The organism is Salmonella sp. NW38 (assembly GCF_051807745.1).
Classification (GTDB): Bacteria; Pseudomonadota; Gammaproteobacteria; order Enterobacterales; family Enterobacteriaceae; genus Salmonella; species Salmonella enterica.
In genome coordinates, this window is sequence record NZ_JAMMTO010000007.1 from 1 (window position 1) to 20,531 (window position 20,531).

21 protein-coding genes and 1 other annotated feature are annotated in these 20,531 nt (G+C 51.2%); of the genes, 9 read left to right on the forward strand and 12 right to left on the reverse strand.

Annotated features, from left to right (window positions below):
* Positions 1 to 453: 453 nt before the first annotated feature.
* The 3 genes from clpB to rluD form a co-directional block, all read right to left on the reverse strand.
* Complete coding sequence (gene clpB / locus NA624_RS13310) at positions 454 to 3,027, reverse strand: ATP-dependent chaperone ClpB (RefSeq protein WP_001235092.1); 2,574 nt, start codon at positions 3,025 to 3,027, stop codon at positions 454 to 456.
* 129 nt (positions 3,028 to 3,156) lie between these two features.
* Positions 3,157 to 3,888 carry a purine nucleoside phosphorylase YfiH gene (gene yfiH, locus NA624_RS13315; protein ID WP_000992639.1) on the reverse strand — a complete coding sequence of 244 codons (732 nt, stop codon included), beginning with the start codon at positions 3,886 to 3,888 and terminating at the stop codon, positions 3,157 to 3,159.
* Positions 3,885 to 4,865, reverse strand: a complete 981-nt coding sequence (rluD, locus tag NA624_RS13320) for a 23S rRNA pseudouridine(1911/1915/1917) synthase RluD (RefSeq protein WP_000079130.1) — start codon at positions 4,863 to 4,865, stop codon at positions 3,885 to 3,887. Before rluD ends, yfiH begins: the two co-directional genes overlap by 4 nt.
* A gap of 131 nt (positions 4,866 to 4,996) precedes the next feature.
* On the opposite strand from rluD, the gene bamD reads away from it, so the two are divergent.
* From bamD to pheA, 4 genes are all read left to right on the forward strand, one after another.
* Positions 4,997 to 5,734, forward strand: coding sequence for an outer membrane protein assembly factor BamD (gene bamD, locus NA624_RS13325; RefSeq protein ID WP_000197662.1), 738 nt, complete (start codon positions 4,997 to 4,999; stop codon positions 5,732 to 5,734).
* 271 nt (positions 5,735 to 6,005) lie between these two features.
* The gene (gene raiA / locus NA624_RS13330) at positions 6,006 to 6,344 is read left to right on the forward strand and encodes a ribosome-associated translation inhibitor RaiA (protein WP_000178449.1); all 339 of its coding nucleotides are present in this window, start codon (positions 6,006 to 6,008) and stop codon (positions 6,342 to 6,344) included.
* A gap of 102 nt (positions 6,345 to 6,446) precedes the next feature.
* Positions 6,447 to 6,572: a sequence feature (Phe leader region), on the forward strand.
* A complete protein-coding gene (gene pheL, locus NA624_RS13335) occupies positions 6,448 to 6,495 on the forward strand; it encodes a pheA operon leader peptide PheL (RefSeq protein WP_010989056.1) in 48 nt (15 codons plus the stop codon). It overlaps the preceding feature by 48 nt.
* Positions 6,573 to 6,594: 22 nt before the next feature.
* Positions 6,595 to 7,755: a bifunctional chorismate mutase/prephenate dehydratase gene (pheA, locus tag NA624_RS13340; RefSeq protein WP_000200080.1), complete on the forward strand. Its 1,161-nt coding sequence runs from the start codon at positions 6,595 to 6,597 to the stop codon at positions 7,753 to 7,755.
* On the opposite strand, the gene NA624_RS13345 is transcribed toward pheA, so the two are convergent.
* The 3 genes from NA624_RS13345 to aroF are packed head-to-tail and all read right to left on the reverse strand — an operon-like array spanning position 7,716 to position 10,883.
* The gene (locus NA624_RS13345) at positions 7,716 to 8,624 is read right to left on the reverse strand and encodes an SMP-30/gluconolactonase/LRE family protein (protein ID WP_000210991.1); all 909 of its coding nucleotides are present in this window, start codon (positions 8,622 to 8,624) and stop codon (positions 7,716 to 7,718) included. The two genes, pheA and NA624_RS13345, sit on opposite strands and share 40 nt — an antisense overlap.
* A 57-nt stretch (positions 8,625 to 8,681) precedes the next feature.
* On the reverse strand, positions 8,682 to 9,803 hold the full coding sequence (gene tyrA / locus NA624_RS13350; protein WP_000225191.1) for a bifunctional chorismate mutase/prephenate dehydrogenase: 1,122 nt from the start codon (positions 9,801 to 9,803) through the stop codon (positions 8,682 to 8,684).
* Between the two features lie 9 nt (positions 9,804 to 9,812).
* Positions 9,813 to 10,883, reverse strand: a complete 1,071-nt coding sequence (gene aroF, locus NA624_RS13355; protein ID WP_001168062.1) for a 3-deoxy-7-phosphoheptulonate synthase AroF — start codon at positions 10,881 to 10,883, stop codon at positions 9,813 to 9,815.
* Positions 10,884 to 11,322: 439 nt separating this feature from the next.
* Between aroF and NA624_RS13360 the strand changes: the two genes are divergently transcribed.
* Complete coding sequence (locus NA624_RS13360; RefSeq protein WP_001212379.1) at positions 11,323 to 11,841, forward strand: YfiR family protein; 519 nt, start codon at positions 11,323 to 11,325, stop codon at positions 11,839 to 11,841.
* Positions 11,834 to 13,054: a diguanylate cyclase DgcN gene (gene dgcN, locus NA624_RS13365; RefSeq protein ID WP_001030990.1), complete on the forward strand. Its 1,221-nt coding sequence runs from the start codon at positions 11,834 to 11,836 to the stop codon at positions 13,052 to 13,054. The genes NA624_RS13360 and dgcN overlap by 8 nt, the downstream gene beginning before the upstream one ends.
* 156 nt (positions 13,055 to 13,210) lie before the next feature.
* On the opposite strand, the gene rplS is transcribed toward dgcN, so the two are convergent.
* The 5 genes from rplS to ffh all read right to left on the reverse strand — a co-directional run bounded on the left by rplS (position 13,211) and on the right by ffh (position 16,840).
* Positions 13,211 to 13,558: a 50S ribosomal protein L19 gene (gene rplS, locus NA624_RS13370; protein WP_000065257.1), complete on the reverse strand. Its 348-nt coding sequence runs from the start codon at positions 13,556 to 13,558 to the stop codon at positions 13,211 to 13,213.
* A gap of 40 nt (positions 13,559 to 13,598) precedes the next feature.
* Positions 13,599 to 14,366 (reverse strand): tRNA (guanosine(37)-N1)-methyltransferase TrmD, encoded by a 768-nt coding sequence (gene trmD, locus NA624_RS13375; protein WP_000469807.1) that lies wholly within the window; start codon positions 14,364 to 14,366, stop codon positions 13,599 to 13,601.
* A gap of 44 nt (positions 14,367 to 14,410) precedes the next feature.
* Positions 14,411 to 14,959, reverse strand: a complete 549-nt coding sequence (gene rimM / locus NA624_RS13380; protein ID WP_000043266.1) for a ribosome maturation factor RimM — start codon at positions 14,957 to 14,959, stop codon at positions 14,411 to 14,413.
* Positions 14,960 to 14,977: 18 nt separating this feature from the next.
* Positions 14,978 to 15,226: a 30S ribosomal protein S16 gene (gene rpsP, locus NA624_RS13385; RefSeq protein ID WP_000256453.1), complete on the reverse strand. Its 249-nt coding sequence runs from the start codon at positions 15,224 to 15,226 to the stop codon at positions 14,978 to 14,980.
* 252 nt (positions 15,227 to 15,478) lie between these two features.
* On the reverse strand, positions 15,479 to 16,840 hold the full coding sequence (gene ffh, locus NA624_RS13390; RefSeq protein ID WP_000460052.1) for a signal recognition particle protein: 1,362 nt from the start codon (positions 16,838 to 16,840) through the stop codon (positions 15,479 to 15,481).
* 165 nt (positions 16,841 to 17,005) lie between these two features.
* Here ffh and NA624_RS13395 point away from each other — a divergent pair, with 165 nt between their 5' ends.
* The 3 genes from NA624_RS13395 (at position 17,006) to NA624_RS13405 (ending at position 19,829) form a co-directional block, all read left to right on the forward strand.
* Positions 17,006 to 17,797, forward strand: a complete 792-nt coding sequence (locus tag NA624_RS13395; protein ID WP_001537507.1) for a cytochrome C assembly family protein — start codon at positions 17,006 to 17,008, stop codon at positions 17,795 to 17,797.
* Between the two features lie 19 nt (positions 17,798 to 17,816).
* A complete protein-coding gene (locus tag NA624_RS13400) occupies positions 17,817 to 19,103 on the forward strand; it encodes an HlyC/CorC family transporter (RefSeq protein ID WP_127172650.1) in 1,287 nt (428 codons plus the stop codon).
* 120 nt (positions 19,104 to 19,223) lie between these two features.
* Positions 19,224 to 19,829, forward strand: coding sequence for a DUF6630 family protein (locus NA624_RS13405; RefSeq protein ID WP_001287933.1), 606 nt, complete (start codon positions 19,224 to 19,226; stop codon positions 19,827 to 19,829).
* A 34-nt stretch (positions 19,830 to 19,863) separates the two neighbouring features.
* On the opposite strand, the gene grpE is transcribed toward NA624_RS13405, so the two are convergent.
* Entirely contained in the window at positions 19,864 to 20,454 is a 591-nt protein-coding gene (gene grpE / locus NA624_RS13410) for a nucleotide exchange factor GrpE (protein ID WP_001518875.1), read from the reverse strand.
* Positions 20,455 to 20,531 lie beyond the last annotated feature (77 nt).

Below are 20,531 nucleotides of genomic sequence, written 5' to 3' on the forward strand. Positions count from 1 at the left end.
AAGTTTGATGCTCAATGAATTAAACTTCGTAATGAATTACGTGTTCACTCTTGAGACTTGGTATTCATTTTTCGTCCGAGGACGTTAAGAATCCGTATCTTCGAGTGCCCACACAGATTGTCTGATAAATTGTTAAAGAGCAGGTGCGACGCGGCTTTCAGCTCACCGTCGCGAGGTGGCGTATATTACGCTTTCCTCTTTTTGAGTCAAGCCTTTATTTTCGCTTTCCTCACAGACTTCTTAACGAAGCCTTTCTGACCAGGCGGCCTGTATGCCGTTGTTCCGTGTCAGTGGTGGCGCATTATAGGGAGTTATTAGAGCCTGACAAGACCTAAATGCAAAAAAAAGCTCAACCGTTCACTTTTCAAACAACATTTGAACCAAAAGCCTATTTTCGCCTGGTTTTTAAACAAAAACGAGCCCGTCAGGGCCCGTTTTATTCAAATTTGTGACTTACTGCACTGCCACAATACGATCATCATTGGCTTCAAGGCGAATCACTTTGCCAGGAACCAGTTCACCAGACAGGATTTGCTGCGCCAGTGGGTTTTCGATCTGCTGTTGAATAGCACGTTTTAACGGACGCGCCCCGTAGACCGGATCGTAACCGTTGGCGCTCAACAGTTTCAGCGCCTCGTCGGAGATATGGATTTCATAACCACGTTCTTCCAGACGTTTGTACAGACGCTGCAGCTGGATCTGAGCAATAGAAGCGATGTGTTGTTCACCTAACGGATGGAATACCACAACTTCATCAATACGGTTGATAAATTCCGGACGGAAGTTTTGGCTAACCACACCCAGCACCATCTCTTTCATTCGACCGTAATCCAGTTCGCCAAAGCGCTCCTGAATGAGATCGGAACCGAGGTTAGAAGTCATAATGACCACCGTATTACGGAAGTCGACCGTTCTCCCCTGCCCGTCAGTCAGTCGACCGTCGTCCAGCACCTGCAACAGAATGTTGAATACATCCGGATGCGCTTTTTCCACTTCATCCAACAAGATGACGGAATAAGGGCGACGGCGCACCGCTTCCGTCAAATAACCGCCTTCTTCATAGCCGACATATCCCGGAGGCGCCCCGACCAAACGAGACACGGAGTGTTTCTCCATAAACTCAGACATGTCGATACGCACCATCGCGTCGTCGCTGTCAAACATAAAGTTAGCCAGCGCTTTACACAGTTCGGTTTTACCGACCCCCGTCGGCCCAAGGAACAAGAAGGAACCAATCGGACGATTCGGATCGGACAGCCCCGCGCGGCTACGACGTATGGCGTTCGATACTGCTTCAACGGCTTCATTCTGCCCGATCACACGGCTGTGTAACTCTTGTTCCATACGCAACAGTTTTTCACGTTCGCCTTCCAGCATTCTGGCGACCGGAATACCGGTCCAGCGCGCCAGCACTTCGGCAATTTCCGCATCCGTTACTTTGTTACGTAACAGACGCATGGTTTTACCTTCCGACTGGGTCGCGGCTTCCAACTGTTTTTCCAGCTCCGGAATTTTGCCGTACTGCAGTTCAGACATTCGCGCCAGATCGCCCACACGACGCGCCTGCTCAATGGCGATCTTCGCCTGCTCCAGCTCCGCTTTAATAGTTTGCGTACCAGAGAGCGACGCTTTTTCCGCTTTCCACTCTTCTTCTAACTCAGAGTACTGGCGCTCTTTATCGTCCAGTTCTTCATTCAGCATATCGAGACGTTTTTTACTCGCCTCGTCAGACTCTTTCATCAACGCCTGCTGTTCCAGTTTGAGCTGAATAATGCGGCGGTCGAGCCTGTCCAGCTCCTCCGGCTTAGAGTCAATCTGCATACGAATGCTGGATGCCGCTTCATCGATGAGGTCGATAGCTTTATCCGGCAACTGACGGTCGGCGATATAGCGGTGAGACAATGTTGCCGCCGCCACAATCGCCGGGTCAGTGATCTGCACATGGTGGTGCAGCTCGTAACGTTCTTTCAGGCCACGCAGAATAGCAATGGTGTCTTCCACTGAAGGTTCTGCGACAAACACTTTTTGAAAACGACGTTCCAGCGCCGCGTCTTTTTCAATGTACTGACGGTATTCATCCAGCGTGGTGGCGCCCACACAGTGCAGTTCACCACGCGCCAGCGCCGGTTTCAGCATATTCCCGGCGTCCATTGCGCCATCGGCCTTACCTGCGCCAACCATGGTGTGCAGCTCGTCAATAAACAGAATGACGTTGCCTTCCTGTTTCGCCAGATCGTTCAGCACGCCTTTCAGACGCTCTTCAAATTCGCCGCGATATTTCGCTCCGGCCACCAGTGCGCCCATATCCAGCGCCAGTACGCGGCGACCTTTTAAGCCTTCAGGGACTTCACCATTAATAATGCGCTGCGCCAGCCCTTCAACAATTGCCGTTTTACCGACCCCTGGCTCACCGATTAACACTGGGTTGTTTTTAGTACGACGTTGCAGCACCTGAATGGTGCGGCGAATTTCTTCATCACGACCGATAACCGGATCGAGCTTGCCCTGTTCGGCGCGCTCGGTCAGATCGACGGTATATTTTTTCAAGGCCTGACGTTGGTCTTCAGCCCCTTGATCGTTCACGCTTTCACCTCCGCGCATCTGTTCAATTGCCTGAGTGATATTGGCCGTGGTCGCACCGGCTGATTTCAGCAGATCGGTTAACGTGCCGCGAGACTCAAGCGCCGCCAGAACAAACAGCTCTGACGAAATAAAATTGTCCCCCCGTTTTTGCGCCAGCTTGTCGCAAAGGTTCAGTACGCGTACCAGTTCCGAAGAAGGCTGTACGTCGCCGCCGGTGCCTTCCACCTGCGGTAAACGGCTCAGCGCCTGATCGATAGCGGTGCGCAACTGGCCAGCATTAATGCCGGCGGAGGTTAATAAAGGACGTATCGATCCCCCTTCCTGGTTCAGCAAGGCGCTCATTAAATGAAGTGGTTCGATGAATTGATTGTCGTGCCCCAGCGCAAGCGACTGGGCATCGGCAAGAGCAAGCTGGAATTTATTAGTAAGACGATCCAGACGCATAACTCCTCCCATAACAGGTCAAAATTGCTACTGGAGATTAAATGAGGTCATCCCTCAATTATTCAAGGTGAATGACCTGAATTATGTGAAAAGAAAGTTACCCGTACCGGATCGTCTTGATTCTTTAGGTTATATCAGCCAAATAAAACTTGCCATACGACCTGTCGTCTTGTCGCGACGATAAGAGAAGAAAGTCTCACTTTCGCTAAAGGTGCAGCGATCCCCGCCATAGACATGTTCAACGCCGGTATTCGCCAGACGTTGGCGTGCAAGCTGATAAATATCCGCCAGAAATTTTTCCCCGTGCGGCAAAAATGCGCTATCGGCTTGCGCATCTTTTGCTAAAAATGCGTCACGCACTTCCGGCCCCACTTCAAACGCGGTCGGGCCGATCGCCGGACCTAACCAGGCGATGATATTTTCTGGTTTGTCAGCAAAGCAGGTGACAGTTTCCTCCAGTACGCCTTCACATAATCCGCGCCAGCCCGCATGAGCCGCCGCCACTTCTGTTCCCTCACGGTTACAGAATAGCACAGGCAGGCAGTCTGCCGTCATTACCGCGCAGACGGTTCCTGGCGTATTGCTGTAAGACGCATCCGCACGTTTGGAGGCATAAGGTTCCCCGGTAAGCCTCAACACATTTTTACCGTGAACCTGTTCAAGCCAGACAGGTTTCGAAGGCAGATTGCCCGCCGCAAACAGACGCTTGCGGTTCTCTTCAACATGCTCCGGGTTATCGCCGCAATGCGCGCCCAGATTCAGCGAGTCGTAAGGCGGTAAACTCACCCCGCCAATACGGGTAGAACTACAGGCTGCGACGCCTTTCGGCAGCGGCCACTGCGGGACAATCAGTGCATTCATAACCAGTCCACATCATCTTTATGATCTTCGAAATCGGCGCGCATCGCATCGATAAGGTCCACCATATCTTGGGGAATCGGCGCGTGCCACTCCATTTCGATACCCGATACAGGATGGTAGAGACGCAGCATCGTTGCATGAAGCGCCTGGCGGTCAAACTTACGCAGCGTGGAAATAAACTCTTCCGATGCGCCTTTCGGTGGACGTGGACGACCACCGTAGACCTGATCGCCCACTAACGGATGCGTAATATGCGCCATATGCACGCGGATCTGGTGCGTACGCCCGGTCTCCAGACGCAACCTAAGACGCGTGTGCACACGGAAATGTTCCATAATGCGGTAGTGGGTCACCGCCGGTTTGCCCATAGGATGCACCGACATATGGGTACGTTTGGTCGGGTGACGACTGATGGGTTCATTCACCGTTCCTCCCGCCGTCATATGTCCGATCGCGACCGCTTCATATTCGCGGGTGATCTCGCGCAGCTGCAAAGACTCCACCAGGCGCGTTTGCGCCGGAACGGTTTTGGCCACCACCATCAGCCCCGTCGTGTCCTTATCCAGACGATGCACAATGCCCGCGCGCGGAACATCCGCAATCGGCGGATAATAATGTAGCAACGCGTTCAGTACCGTACCGTCCGGGTTACCCGCGCCAGGATGTACCACCAGATCGCGTGGTTTGTTGATAACCAGAATATCGTCATCTTCATAAACAATATCTAACGGGATATCCTGCGCTTCAAAACGAATCTCTTCGTCGATCTCCGCATCAATAGCCACCCGCTCGCCGCCTAACACTTTTTCTTTTGGCTTATCGCAAAGTTGACCATTGACCAACACGCGCTGATTCAAAATCCATTCTTTTATACGCGAACGTGAATAATCCGGGAACATTTCGGCCAAAGCCTGATCTAAGCGTTGACCGAGTTGGTTTTCGGAGACCGTTGCGGTGAGTTGTACTCGTTGTGCCATATACAGCTTCTTCGTTTAACGTTGGGTTTTACGGCTTTGCCGTTTAATATAGTGTGCTATTGTAGCTGGTCTTAACCGGGAGCAGGAACAGAGAATCTCCCGTAAAACATTTTGAGGAAAGTCAAAACGTCATGACGCGCATGAAATATCTGGTGGCAGCAGCCACGTTGAGCCTGTTTCTGGCGGGTTGCTCGGGTTCAAAGGAAGAGGTGCCCGATAATCCGCCGAATGAAATCTACGCGACTGCTCAGCAAAAGCTGCAGGACGGTAACTGGAAACAGGCAATAACGCAATTGGAAGCGTTAGATAATCGTTATCCATTCGGACCGTATTCTCAGCAGGTGCAGTTGGATCTTATCTACGCCTATTACAAAAACGCCGATTTGCCGCTAGCGCAGGCCGCTATCGATCGTTTTATGCGTCTTAATCCAACGCACCCTAATATTGACTATGTCATGTACATGCGCGGCCTGACGAACATGGCGCTGGATGATAGCGCGCTGCAAGGTTTCTTTGGCGTCGATCGCAGCGATCGCGATCCGCAACATGCGCGGGCGGCGTTCAATGACTTTTCGAAACTGGTACGCAGCTATCCTAATAGCCAGTACACCACCGACGCCACTAAGCGTCTGGTATTCCTGAAAGACCGTCTGGCGAAATATGAATATTCCGTCGCAGAGTACTATACCGCGCGCGGCGCATGGGTTGCGGTCGTAAACCGGGTAGAAGGTATGCTACGCAATTATCCTGATACGCAGGCCACGCGCGATGCGTTGCCGCTGATGGAAAACGCCTATCGTCAGATGCAGCTGAATGCGCAGGCTGACAAAGTCGCGAAAATTATTGCCTCTAACAGCAAAAACACCTGAAGCAATACAGACAAGCAAAACGGCAGCCTTCCGGCTGCCGTTTTTTTATTCGGTATCTGATGCAACAGAAATGATTTCACTGCAACGCATCCAGTCAAATATGGCCTGCTTTCAGCCATTCCTCAAGTAAAAGATCACTTCTTCCTGCGATGCCTCACAAAAAGTTCGCCTTGACAAAAAGTGACAAAATAATGTGATTTACATCACACATTTTGACATTAAGAACGGTATGCTGGAATCACCAAGACGGGAAAGACAAGAGGTAAAATTTATGACAATGAACATTACCAGTAAACAAATGGAAATTACTCCGGCAATCCGCCAACATGTCGCAGACCGTCTCGCCAAACTGGAAAAATGGCAAACTCACCTGATTAATCCTCATATCATTCTGTCTAAAGAGCCACAGGGCTTTATTGCTGACGCCACCATTAATACACCGAACGGACATCTGGTCGCCAGCGCAAAACATGAAGATATGTACACCGCTATTAATGAATTGATCAACAAGCTGGAACGGCAGCTCAATAAAGTGCAGCACAAAGGCGAAGCCCGTCGTGCCACCGCATCGGTGAAAGATGCCAGCTTCGTCGAAGCAGAAGAAGAGTAGTCCCTTACATTGAGTGTATCGCCAACGCGCCTTCGGGCGCGTTTTTTGTTGACAGGATTAAAACAGTACGAGTACTGTACTTACGTACACAAAGGAAACAGTTATGAAGCTAACCCGGTTTTTCTTCGCATTCTTTTTTATCTTCCCCTGACCGGGAGGCGTTTCGTCATGTGATAAAGAATGCGAAGACGAACAAGAAGGCCTCCCCCACCGGGAGGCCTTTTTTATTGATAACAAAAAAGGCAACACTATGACATCGGAAAACCCATTACTGGCGCTGCGAGATAAAATCAGCGCCTTAGACGAAGAGTTACTGGCCTTACTGGCAAAACGACGCGCGCTGGCGATTGAAGTGGGACAAGCAAAACTACTGTCGCATCGTCCGGTTCGGGATATCGATCGTGAACGCGCGCTGCTGGACAGACTCATCCATCTCGGTAAAGCCCACCATCTCGACGCACACTACATTACCCGTCTGTTCCAGCTTATCATTGAAGACTCCGTGCTTACTCAGCAGGCGCTGCTGCAACAACATCTGAATAATACTCACCCTCATTCGGCACGTATTGCGTTTCTTGGGCCGAAAGGCTCCTATTCTCATCTCGCGGCGCGCCAGTATGCCGCACGCCATTTTGAGCAATTTATTGAGAGCGGTTGCGCAAAATTCACCGATATTTTTCATCAGGTCGAAACCGGCCAGGCCGATTACGCCGTGGTTCCGATAGAGAACACCAGCTCCGGCGCTATCAACGATGTGTACGACTTATTGCAACACACCAGTCTGTCGATTGTCGGTGAGATGACCGTCACTATCGATCACTGCGTGCTGGTTTCCGGCGCTACGGATCTGAATACCATCGAAACGGTGTACAGCCATCCGCAGCCGTTCCAGCAGTGCAGTAAGTTTTTGAGCCGCTATCCGCACTGGAAAATCGACTATACCGAGAGTACGTCGGCAGCGATGGAAAAAGTCGCGCAGGCGAACTCTCCGCGCGTCGCGGCGCTCGGCAGCGAGGCAGGCGGCATGTTGCACGGTTTACAGGTGCTGGAACGCATCGCCGCAAACCAGACGCAGAATATCACCCGCTTTCTGGTACTGGCGCGCAAAGCCATCAACGTTTCCGATCAGGTTCCGGCAAAAACCACTCTGTTAATCGCCACCGGGCAGCAGGCTGGCGCGCTGGTCGAAGCGCTGCTGGTGCTGCGTAACCACAATCTCATCATGACGAAACTGGAGTCGCGCCCCATTCACGGCAATCCGTGGGAAGAGATGTTTTATCTCGATATTCAGGCGAACCTGGAGTCGCAGGTAATGCAAAGCGCGCTAAAAGAGCTGGGCGAGATCACGCGCTCAATGAAAGTGCTTGGCTGCTATCCCAGCGAAAACGTCGTGCCGGTAGAACCTGCCTGACGTTCAATAAAACGGCTTTTCTTCATCCCTGCGACGGCTACCTGCAGGGTGAAGATGGCGCCGGAGAGAGGATAATCCGCCACTTCCTGAGCAGACATATTTTCTCTGGTAGTTGTAATAAACAGCGTTTTCATGTCTGCGCCGCCAAAACAAACCATCGTCGGACAACGTACCGGCAACCGGTACTCTTCCAGCTGCTCTCCTTGCGGTGAGAAACGCGCCACGCGCCAGCCGTCAAACATCGCGCTCCAGTAGCACCCTTCGCTATCCATCGCCGCGCCGTCGGGAAGTCCTTCTCCTTCGCCAAAATGGCGAAAAAGTTCACGCTTGCCCGGTTCGCCATGTTTATCAAGTAACGTGCGGTATATCACGCCATTCGGCGTATCGGAGGTATACATCCACTGGTTATCCGGGCTGAACGCCAGGCCGTTGTGTCCCTGGATATCGCACTGGATCACTTTTGCCGTCAGGTCATGATCGATCCGCATCAGCAACGCGCCATTATAGTCACCTGGCGCCCAGAACGTTCCGGCATAAAAACGTCCATCGCCATCAGTGCCGCCATCGTTGAAACGCGCCAGTTTCGTATTAGAGGGATTGTCGCAAACCTTACGCTGCAATAATCCATTTTTATCGGCCAGCCAGATAGCATGACGCATGGCCACAATAAATCCGCCCTGCTCACGCAAGGCAAAACAGCCCACCTCTTCCGGAAACGCCAGCACGCTATGCGTCCCGCTCGCCGGATGGTAACGATGGATCTCCTGTTCCAGGATATCGGTCCAATACAGCGCGCTTTCATCCTCGCTCCATGTGGGGCATTCTGGTAGATGTCCGACATAATCAAATAAAACGTGCGGCGTAGTCATAACGGTTCCTTAAACGAAAAAAGCCAGCAAAGCTGGCTTTTAGTATAGATGTCATCATTATGGTCGGCTGTCATTCGCCTGACGCAATAACACACGGCTTTCATTCTGGAAGCGTCTGGCATAATCGCCAAACCAGTGTTCAACTTTGCGAAAACTGTCGATAAAAGCCTGCTTATCACCCTGTTCCAGTAACCCGATCGCATCGCCAAAACGTTTATAGTAACGCTTGATAAGCGCCAGATTGCGCTCCGACGACATAATAATGTCCGCATACAGCTGCGGGTCCTGGGCGAACAGACGCCCGACCATCGCCAGCTCCAGTCGATAAATCGGCGATGATAGCGCCAGAAGCTGCTCAAGCTGGACGTTCTCTTCCGCCAGATGCAGCCCATAAGCGAAGGTAGCAAAGTGGCGCAGCGCCTGGATAAAAGCCATGTTCTGATCGTGCTCGACAGCGCTAATTCGGTGCAACCGCGCACCCCACACCTGGATTTGCTCAAGGAACCACTGATACGCTTCCGGTTGACGCCCATCACACCAGACCACCACCTGCTTCGCCAGACTCCCGCTGTCCGGACCAAACATCGGATGCAAGCCCAACACGGGGCCATCATGGGCCGCCAACATTGCCTGCAACGGACCGCTTTTCACCGATGCCAGATCGACCAGAATACAGTCGGACGGCAGGGGCGGCAGTTGCGCTATGACCTGTTCAGTAACATGAATCGGCACGCTGACGATCACCATTCCGGCATCGGCGACAATGTCCCTGGCGCGCGGCCAGTCCTGTTGTTCCAGAATACGGACCTGATAGCCCGACAGCGTGAGCATTTTTTCAAACAGACGCCCCATCTGTCCGCCGCCGCCCACAATGACGACCGGACGCAGAGAAGGACAAAGCGTTTTGAACCCCTTATCATTTTCGCTGGAGTAAGATTCACGCATTACCCGGCGCAGGACATCTTCAATGAGATCGGGCGGGACACCGATCGCTTCCGCTTCCGCCCGTCGTGAAGCCAGCATAGAGGCCTCACGCTCCGGCACGTAAATAGGCAGGCCAAAACGGCTTTTCACCTCGCCGACTTTGGCAACCAGTTCCAGGCGCTTAGCCAGTAAATTCAACAACGCTTTATCGACATCATCTATTTGATCGCGTAATGCGGTCAATTCAGCAACCATAACAACCTCTTATGCGACACGCACCGCCAGCTGGCCGCTCAAATCTTTATGAATTTCACGTAACAGGGCATCGGTCATCTCCCAGCTAATACAAGCATCGGTGACGGAAACGCCATACTTCATTTCGCTGCGCGGCTGTTCGGAAGACTGATTACCCTCATGAATATTACTTTCAATCATTAAGCCAATGATTGAACGATTGCCATCTTTAATCTGCGCAACCACAGATTCGGCAACGGCTGGCTGGCGGCGATAATCTTTATTGGAGTTACCATGACTGCAATCTACCATCAGCGAAGGACGTAGTCCCGCCTGTTCCATCTCTTTTTCACACTGAGCGACATCTGCCGGGCTATAGTTTGGCGCTTTGCCGCCACGCAGAATTACATGGCCATGCGGATTTCCCTGGGTTTGCAATAACGCAACCTGACCGGCCTGGTTAATGCCAACAAAACGATGAGGTTGCGCAGCGGCGCGCATGGCGTTAATCGCTGTCGCCAGGCTGCCATCCGTGCCGTTTTTAAAGCCGACCGGCATAGAAAGACCAGACGCCATTTCGCGGTGGGTTTGCGATTCGGTTGTGCGCGCGCCTATCGCCGACCAGCTAAACAGATCGCCCAGGTATTGCGGGCTGTTCGGATCCAACGCTTCGGTCGCTAATGGCAACCCCATATTCACCAGTTCCACCAGTAGCTGACGCGCTATTTTCAACCCGGCTTCCACATCAAATGAGCCATCCATGTGAGGATCGTTAATCAGCCCTTTCCAGCCGACGGTAGTCCGCGGCTTTTCAAAATAGACGCGCATTACCAGATAGAGGCTATCGCTGACCTCTGCGGCAAGGGCTTTAAATCGACGGGCATATTCCAGAGCGGTTTCAGGATCGTGAATAGAACAAGGACCGCATACCACCAACAGACGCGGATCGCGCCCGGCAATAATGTCAGAAATGATTCCCCGGGACTGCGCTATCTGCGCTTCCTGCGCCAGACTCAACGGAAAGGCCGCTTTAAGCTGCTCCGGCGTCATTAATACCTGTTCATCGGTGATACGTACGTTATTCAGCGCGTCTTTTTGCATGATGGAGATCCTGTCTTTTCTTGTTTGCGATAGTTGATCCTCCACGAGGATGTTTAAACCATACCACAAAAAGTAAAGATTTCAATCCATATTACGTAAAATAAACTTTACACCATGCGCAATCGTCGATTAAACCCCTTCATTTCGTATCAAAAACTTTACACAATAAGTGAATTATTTTATTCCCAGCCTCAGAAAAGCGGTAAAATGAGCGATGCTCGCTATTTTTTGATTATTTTTTCTCCGCACACATATTTTTACTTTCTGATATAGGGTGATTAATACCATTATCACAAGAATTTAATATCAGGGATGCCATTTAAATTATTCATATTATCAATAAGAAATAATGACGATATGGCAAAATAATGTTATTTTGCTACAAACAATCACGGATGTATTTTAATGCTTTACGACTGAAGATGGTGGGGACTTGTTAATGCGTTTTTCTCACCGATTTATCCTTCTGTTATCGCTATTATTAGCAAGCTTGCCTCTGTATGCTCAACGCGTCACGGAAGAAGAGAAATCCGTACGCGCCATCGTCTCCGGTATCGTCAGTTATACACACTGGCCGGCGTTATCCGGGCCGCCAAGGCTATGCATATTTTCATCTGCGCGTTTTGTCAGGGTACTTAGCGAAGAGGCTGACTGGGCTTTCCCTTATCAACCGCTTGTCATCCGTACCACACAAGAAGCCCTGAGCGCCCGCTGTGATGGTTTTTACTTTGGCAATGAATCGCCAGCTTATCAGGTGGAGTTAACGCGTCATTATCCAGTTAATGCCTTGTTATTAATTGCCGAGCAAAATACCGAATGTATTATTGGCAGCGCATTTTGTCTGATCATTAACAATGATGAAGTCAAATTTTCCGTCAACCTAGACTCCCTCTCGCATAGCGGCGTGAGAGTGAATCCAGAAGTATTAATGCTTGCACGGAATCAAAAGCATGAATAAGGAATTTTCTCTGTCCAGACCAACATTTAAACGCACACTACGGCGGATTAGTATAATCAGCGTGCTGCTTACGATGACATTGATCTGGCTATTAATTTGCGTTGCGTCTGTCCTTACGCTCAAACAGTATGCGCAAAAGAATCTCGATTTGACCGCCGCCACAATGGCCCATAGCCTTGAAGCGGCACTGGTATTTTCCGATAACACGGCCGCAGCGGAAACGCTCGCCACACTGGGACGCCAGGGACAATTTTCAGCGGCGGAGGTCCGCGATAAAAATGGCCGTATTATCGCCTCATGGCGCTATGATGCGCGAGCCGCAGACGATAAGCTCATTGGCTTAATTAGCCACTGGCTTTTTCCATTGCCGGTATCACAACCCGTCTGGCACAACGGCAGGGCCATCGGCGAAGTACGGCTTGTCGCCCGCGACAGCCTTATTGGTCATTTTATCTGGCTATCGCTGGCAGTGCTGACAGGATGTATTCTGCTGGCATCCGGCATTGCCCTGCTGCTCACGCGTTATTTACACAATGGCGTTGTGGATGCGCTGCAAAATATTACTGAAGTTGTACACGACGTTCGCACTAACCGAAATTTTTCACGCCGGGTACCTGATGAGCGTATTGCGGAATTTCACCTGTTTGCGCAGGATTTCAATAGCCTTCTGGATGAGATGGAAGAATGGCAGCTACGGCTTCAGGCTAAAAATGCCCAGTTACTACGTACCGCGCTGCACGATCCGCTGACGGGGCTTGCCAATCGCGCAGCATTTCGCAGCTGTATTAACGCGCTGATGAAGGACAATTCCGCTCGTAGCAGTTCGGCATTGTTATTTCTGGATGGCGATAACTTTAAATATATTAATGATACCTGGGGACATGCGGCAGGCGACCGGGTACTTATAGAGGTTGCCAAAAGATTAGCGGAATTCGGTGGTAGCCGTTATCAGACTTACCGACTCGGCGGCGATGAATTTGCGATGGTGCTTTACGGTGTACATTCGGAGTATGAAGTACAACGTATTTGCGCAGCGCTATCCCAGGCGTTTAATCGACCTTTTGAACTGCATAACGGCCAGCGGATAACGATGACCCTGAGTATTGGCTTTGCGCTGACATGGGAACATGCCACTGCCGAAAAACTACAAGAACTGGCCGATCGAAATATGTATCAGGCTAAACACCGGCGTGCGGAACGCTCGCTAAACTAAGGAACGGGCCTGGCCGTTTCTGACTCAGCGTTGAGACCACAGACCCGGCCTAATCATGCAACCGTCTATGGCGTGGAGCAACCCATAAAAAAAGGGGCCAGCGTAATGCCAGCCCCTTCTTTTCTACAAGCTTTCGGATGTTGCGAAAGCGCGTTCTTAGTTAAGACGCTCTTTGATACGAGCCGCTTTACCAGTACGCTCACGCAGGTAGTACAGTTTAGCTTTACGAACAGCACCACGACGTTTAACAGCAATGCTGTCAACTACCGGAGAGTGAGTCTGGAAGACACGCTCAACGCCTTCGCCGTTGGAAATTTTACGAACAGTGAATGCAGAGTGCAGACCGCGGTTACGAATAGCGATAACCACGCCCTCGAATGCCTGCAGACGTTTCTTGGTACCTTCAACAACCCATACTTTCACTTCCACGGTATCGCCCGGACGGAAGGAAGGTACGTTCTGCTTCATCTGCTCTTGTTCAAGTTGCTTAATAATGTTGCTCATAATTTAATCTCTTATCCTGGGTAAACTGATATTCGGGGGCCTATGCCATCCCATCATGTTTATGCTGCTGTTGTGCGTGTTCTGTTTTGAACTCCGCCAGCAACCTTGCTTGCTCTTCAGTCAGAGCCAGGTTTTCCAGAAGTTCAGGTCTTCTAAGCCAGGTTCGGCCCAGCGACTGTTTCAAACGCCAGCGACGTATCTCGGCATGGTTTCCCGACAGCAATACTGGCGGTACTTCCATCCCCTCTAACACTTCAGGGCGCGTATAGTGCGGACAATCCAGCAACCCATCAGCAAACGAATCTTCGATTGCTGATGCTTCATGCCCCAGAACTCCCGGTATAAACCGGGCGACGGAGTCAATCAGCGTCATTGCCGGTAGTTCGCCACCGCTGAGAACGTAATCGCCAATTGACCATTCTTCATCAATTTCGGTCTGAATTACGCGCTCATCTACGCCTTCGTAGCGACCACACACCAGAATGAGTTTCTGATTCGTGGCCAGCTCGCTAACGCCCGCTTGATCAAGCTTGCGTCCCTGAGGCGACAGATAAATCACTTTAGCGCCTTCACCTGCCGCGGCTTTTGCTGCGTGAATGGCGTCCCGCAAGGGTTGCACCATCATTAACATCCCCGGTCCGCCGCCGTAAGGACGATCGTCCACGGTACGGTGCCGGTCATGCGTGAAGTCGCGAGGACTCCAGCTTTGGATGTTCAGCAGGCCTTTTTTTACTGCCCGGCCAGTTACCCCGTAATCGGTAATTGCGCGGAACATTTCAGGAAACAGGCTAACTATGCCAATAAACACAAGCCAATCCCCATAACGCCATTTATTACCGTTTATTCGGTGGTTTAAAAACCAGGATCCCAGTCTACTTCGATAGTACGAGTAGCGAGATCGACTTTCTTGATAACCTGCCCATCGAGGAACGGTACTAGTCGTTCCTTGATACCAAATGCATCTTTCAGGTTCGCCTTAATGACGAGAACGTCATTCGACCCGGTTTCCATCATGTCGATAACTTTACCGAGATCGTAGCCTTCAGCGGTGACTACCTGGCAGCCCATCAGGTCTTTCCAGTAGTAGTCTCCCTCCTCAAGCGCAGGAAGTTGCGAGGAATCCACGACAATTTCGCAATTCGTCAGAAGATTCGCGGCATCTCGATCGTCAACGCCTTTCAGCTTGATGATCAGATCCTGATTGTGGTGCTTCCAGCTTTCCAGCTGTACCTGCTGCCACTGACCCGCCTTCTGGATAAACCAGGGCTGATAGTCAAAAATGCTTTCGGCGTCTTCAGTGGAGGAAAACACTCTGAGCCAACCACGGATACCGTATGAAGAACCCATTTTCCCCAGTACAACCGGTTCAGCGGGTACTTGTGCGGCGAGTTGCTTGCTCATCATGACCACCGTGACAGATTAAGCTGCTTTTTTTACTTCTTTGATCAGCGCCGCAACGCGATCGGAAATGGTTGCGCCCTGGCCAACCCAGTGAGCGATGCGATCCAGATCCAGGCGGGTGCCTTCTTCTTTTTCGCTAGCGATTGGGTTGAAGAAACCAACGCGCTCAATGAAGCGACCGTTGCGTGCATTACGGCTGTCGGTGACAACAACCTGGTAGAACGGACGCTTTTTAGCGCCGTGACGAGCTAAACGAATAGTTACCATAACATCCTCTTGTGTGAATAAAACAACCGGGCCCCATCGAGGAACGGAGCCCGGCGTCATATTAAAAGCCCGAAAATTTTACTGATTTCTGGGAAAAAAGCAATCAACATGTGATGAAGCTTGATTCCAGGGCGTGACCGTTGCAGCCAGTTTGGCGTCGGCGTGCGCGCAGAAAGCGGAGCGTACACGCAGTACGTGAGCATTTCGAGCACACTCCGGCGTCAAAATGGCAAATAAGGTAGCCCGATATATTTATCTACCCGGGAAGCCTGGCGGCATCATCCCCTTCATACTCCGCATCATCTTCGCCATCCCGCCCTTCTTCATTTTCTTCATCATGCGCTGCATGTCGTCGAACTGTTTCAGAAGGCGGTTAACGTCCTGCACCTGCATCCCACAGCCTTGTGCGATACGGCGTTTACGGGAACCTTTGATGATTTCCGGCTTCGCTCGCTCTTTCAGCGTCATCGAATTGATGATCGCCTCCATACGCACCAGCACTTTGTCATCCATCTGCGATTTAACGTTGTCCGGAATCTGCCCCATGCCCGGTAATTTGCCCATCAGACTGGCCATACCGCCCATGTTTTTCATCTGTTTGAGCTGTTCCAGGAAGTCGTTCAGGTCGAAACCGTCGCCTTTCTTCAGTTTGGTCGCCAGCTTTTCAGCCTGTGCGCGGTCAACTTTGCTTTCGATGTCTTCGATCAGCGACAGCACGTCGCCCATGCCGAGAATACGCGAGGCGATACGATCTGGATGGAACGGCTCCAGCGCGTCGGTTTTCTCGCCGACACCGAGGAATTTAATCGGCTTGCCGGTGATATGACGAATAGAGAGCGCCGCACCGCCACGCGCATCACCATCGACCTTGGTCAGCACCACACCGGTTAACGGCAGCGCTTCGTTAAAGGCTTTTGCGGTATTCGCGGCATCCTGACCGGTCATCGCATCGACGACAAACAGCGTTTCTACTGGCTTAATAGAAGCGTGGACCTGTTTGATTTCGTCCATCATCGCTTCGTCAACGTGCAGACGACCGGCGGTATCCACCAGCAGCACGTCGTAGAATTTGAGCTTCGCTTCTTTCAGCGCGGCGTTGACGATATCAACCGGTTTCTGGCCGACATCAGACGGGAAGAAATCCACGCCAACCTGTTCAGCCAGCGTTTCGAGCTGTTTGATCGCCGCCGGGCGATAGACGTCGGCAGAGACGACCAGCACTTTCTTCTTGTGCTTCTCGCGCAAGAATTTACCCAGCTTACCGACGCTGGTGGTTTTACCCGCCCCCTGCAGACCCGCCATCAATACTACGGCTGGCGGCTGCGCAGCTAAATTCAGCGTCTGGTTCTCTTCGCCCATCGCCGCAACCAGTTCGCTACGGACAATCTTGACGAACTCCTGCCCTGGGGTCAGGCTCTTGTTAACTTCATGACCAACCGCTTTCTCTTTTACGCGATTGATGAACTCACGCACTACCGGCAGCGCAACGTCAGCCTCCAGCAGCGCCATGCGCACTTCGCGCAGCGTCTCTTTAACGTTGTCTTCAGTAAGACGCCCACGGCCACTGATATTGCGCAGCGTGCGCGACAAACGATCGGTTAAATTATCAAACATTGTCTCTCGCCTGGGGTGGAAACGGTTGGTCGCCGCAGCGACACAGTTACAGAATTTCGCCACAGTATACCATGAAGCCGTCTTTGTTGTTATGCAACGGTTGGAGCTGCGGTCACGTAACGCTATACTGCTTCTCTTTCTCACTGGTCAACTGTCGACACAACTATGCCCGTTTTTGCTTTACTTGCCCTTGTCGCCTACTCCTTCAGCCTCGCGCTGATCGTTCCCGGACTGTTGCAAAAAAACAGCGGCTGGCGGCGTATGGCTATTCTTTCTGCGGTCATCGCGCTGGTGTGCCATGCTGTCGCGCTGGAATCGCGTATTCTGCCCGGCGGCGACAGTGGACAAAACCTGAGCCTGCTGAATGTCGGTTCGCTGGTCAGCCTGATGATCTGCACGGTAATGACCATTGTCGCGTCGCGTAATCGCGGCTGGCTACTTCTGCCCATTGTCTATGCTTTTGCGCTGATTAACCTGGCCTTCGCCACGTTCATGCCTAATGAATATATTACGCATCTGGAAGCGACCCCAGGCATGATGGTGCACATCGGTCTGTCGCTTTTCTCTTACGCGACGCTGATAATCGCCGCGCTGTATGCGCTACAGCTGGCGTGGATCGACTATCAGTTGAAGAACAAAAAGCTGGCGTTTAGTAATGAAATGCCGCCATTGATGAGTATTGAGCGCAAAATGTTTCATATCACGCAGATTGGCGTCGTACTGCTGACCCTTACTCTGTGTACCGGCCTGTTTTACATGCATAACCTGTTCAGTACTGAAAATATTGATAAAGCCGTGCTCTCTATCGTGGCATGGTTTGTTTATATCGTTCTGCTGTGGGGGCATTACCATGAAGGCTGGCGGGGTCGGCGGGTCGTGTGGTTTAACGTCGCAGGCGCGGGTATTCTGACGCTGGCCTATTTTGGTAGCCGCATATTACAGCAATTTGTAAGCTAAGCTTTTAAAGGAGTTTCCCCTGGAACACATTTCCACCACCACGCTGATTATCATATTAATCATCATGGTGGTCATCTCGGCCTATTTTTCCGGTTCCGAAACTGGAATGATGACGCTAAACCGTTACCGTTTACGCCATATGGCGAAGCAAGGTAATCGCTCGGCAAAACGGGTAGAAAAATTATTGCGTAAACCCGACCGACTGATAAGCCTGGTGCTGATCGGCAATAACCTGGTCAACATTCTTGCCTCGGCGCTCGGCACGATTGTGGGTATGCGGCTTTACGGCGACGCCGGCGTGGCTATCGCCACCGGGGTACTGACGTTTGTCGTGCTAGTTTTTGCCGAAGTCCTGCCCAAAACTATCGCCGCGCTCTATCCGGAAAAAGTGGCCTATCCCAGCAGCTTCCTGCTGGCGCCGTTACAGATACTGATGATGCCGCTGGTGTGGTTACTTAACACCATCACCCGCCTGCTGATGCGTCTGATGGGGATTAAAACGGACATCGTGGTCAGCGGGTCGTTAAGCAAAGAGGAATTACGCACTATCGTGCATGAATCCCGTTCGCAAATCTCTCGCCGCAATCAGGATATGCTGCTGTCGGTTCTCGACCTGGAAAAGGTCAGCGTGGATGACATCATGGTGCCGCGTAATGAAATTATCGGGATCGATATCAATGACGACTGGAAGTCTATCGAGCGGCAGCTTACCCACTCGCCGCACGGACGCATTGTGCTCTATCGCGATTCGCTGGATGACGCCATCAGTATGCTGCGCGTGCGTGAAGCCTGGCGGTTAATGGCCGAGAAAAAAGAGTTCACCAAAGAGATGATGCTGCGCGCCGCCGATGAAATCTATTACGTCCCGGAAGGTACGCCGCTCAGTACGCAACTGATCAAATTTCAGCGCAATAAAAAGAAAGTCGGACTGGTCGTCAACGAATATGGCGATATCCAGGGGCTGGTCACCGTGGAAGATATTCTCGAGGAGATCGTTGGCGACTTCACCACATCGATGTCGCCGACACTGGCGGAAGAGGTCACGCCGCAAAACGACGGTTCGGTCATTATTGACGGTACCGCCAACGTCCGGGAAATCAATAAAGCGTTTAACTGGCACCTGCCGGAAGACGACGCGCGCACCGTCAACGGGGTGATTCTGGAGGCGCTGGAGGAAATTCCGGTTGCTGGCACGCGCGTGCGCATTGAGCAGTACGATATCGATATTCTCGATGTACAGGAAAATATGATTAAGCAGGTAAAGGTTGTACCGGTAAAGCCGCTGCGCGAGAGTGTGGCGGAGTAACACAATGGCGAACTCCGGTTCGCCTTTTTTATCGCCGTCTTTTAAGATTCCATCAATTCCTGCCATTTACTTAACAATGCAATAATGACTTTTCAAGCATTCAGAAAGGATATTGATGTTATGTCAGAAGATTACGTAATTGAATGGGAAAAGAATTTTGCAGACGACCTCAACGTCGTCGCCAGCGTTATTTTATCGCACAACCCAACCTTATGGCACACTATTTTCTCTCAACTTTCGACGCAACCTGAAATCTTTGAAGACGAAGATGAAGACGAATATGGGTTGCAGGACGTTCTGGATTGTAGCGATGGCGATCTCGGAAATAACGATCTGGCACAGGCATTTTTACAAGTTCTACGCGGCGAAGGATTAATTCACCTCGTTGACTGGAAAGGTGAAGATGAAGAAGGCGAACTGGCTAATTTTGCCGCAGATCGCTTTTATGAACTCACAAAAAACCTGACGGATTCTGAGGAATTAAGAAATCTTCTTGTCGAAATAACCCAAGAGGATGAAATCTCCGATGTCTGTGAAGCCGGAGACCGTTACCTTGACGAGATCTTTGAACGCATTCAGACCGAACTCAATAAAAGGGGCTTCCAGATTTTTGATCTGAATGAAGGAGCTGACACCTATAATGTGGTCGTTCTGCCAATGAGCGAATATAAAAAAATAGAGGATTTCAACACGCCGTGGCTGGAAGTGCAGGATTTTTTAAGCTAAAAAAATGGCCGACTTTACATCGGCCATCAGACTTTTACTTCGCCTTCGCTACAGTCACCATCGCCGCGCGAATGGTACGACCGTTCAGCGTATAGCCTTTCTGCATAATACCCAGCACATTGCCTGCCGGAACCTCTTCCGACTCCACCATCGCAATCGCCTGATGCACGTTCGGGTCCAGCGGCACGTTGGTCTCAGCAATCACTTCCACGCCGAACTTACGCACCACATCCAGCATAGACTTCAGCGTCAGCTCAATCCCTTCGACCATTGCCGCCATATCCGGATTGGCTTTGTCTGCGACTTCCAGCGCGCGATCCAGGCTATCGATTACCGGCAGCAATTCGTTGACGAACTTCTCGAGAGCGAATTTATGCGCTTTTTCGATGTCCTGTTCAGTACGACGGCGCAGGTTTTCCATTTCCGCTTTGATGCGCAACACGGTGTCGCGTTCGCGAGTCTGGGCTTCTGCAAGCTGAACTTCCAGATTCGCAATTTTTTCATCGCGCGGATCCACCTGCTCAGCAGAATCGTTTGGTTCAACTGCCTCAACCTCTTCGTGCTGATCCATGATAATTTCTTCCGGGGCTTGCCCCTCAGGCGTTTTCTGTTCTTTACTACTCATGAATTTCTCCGCGTTTTTTTCGCATTCATCTCGCTAACTTCGCTTATTATGGGGATCAGATTCAGGGTTTCAAGGGA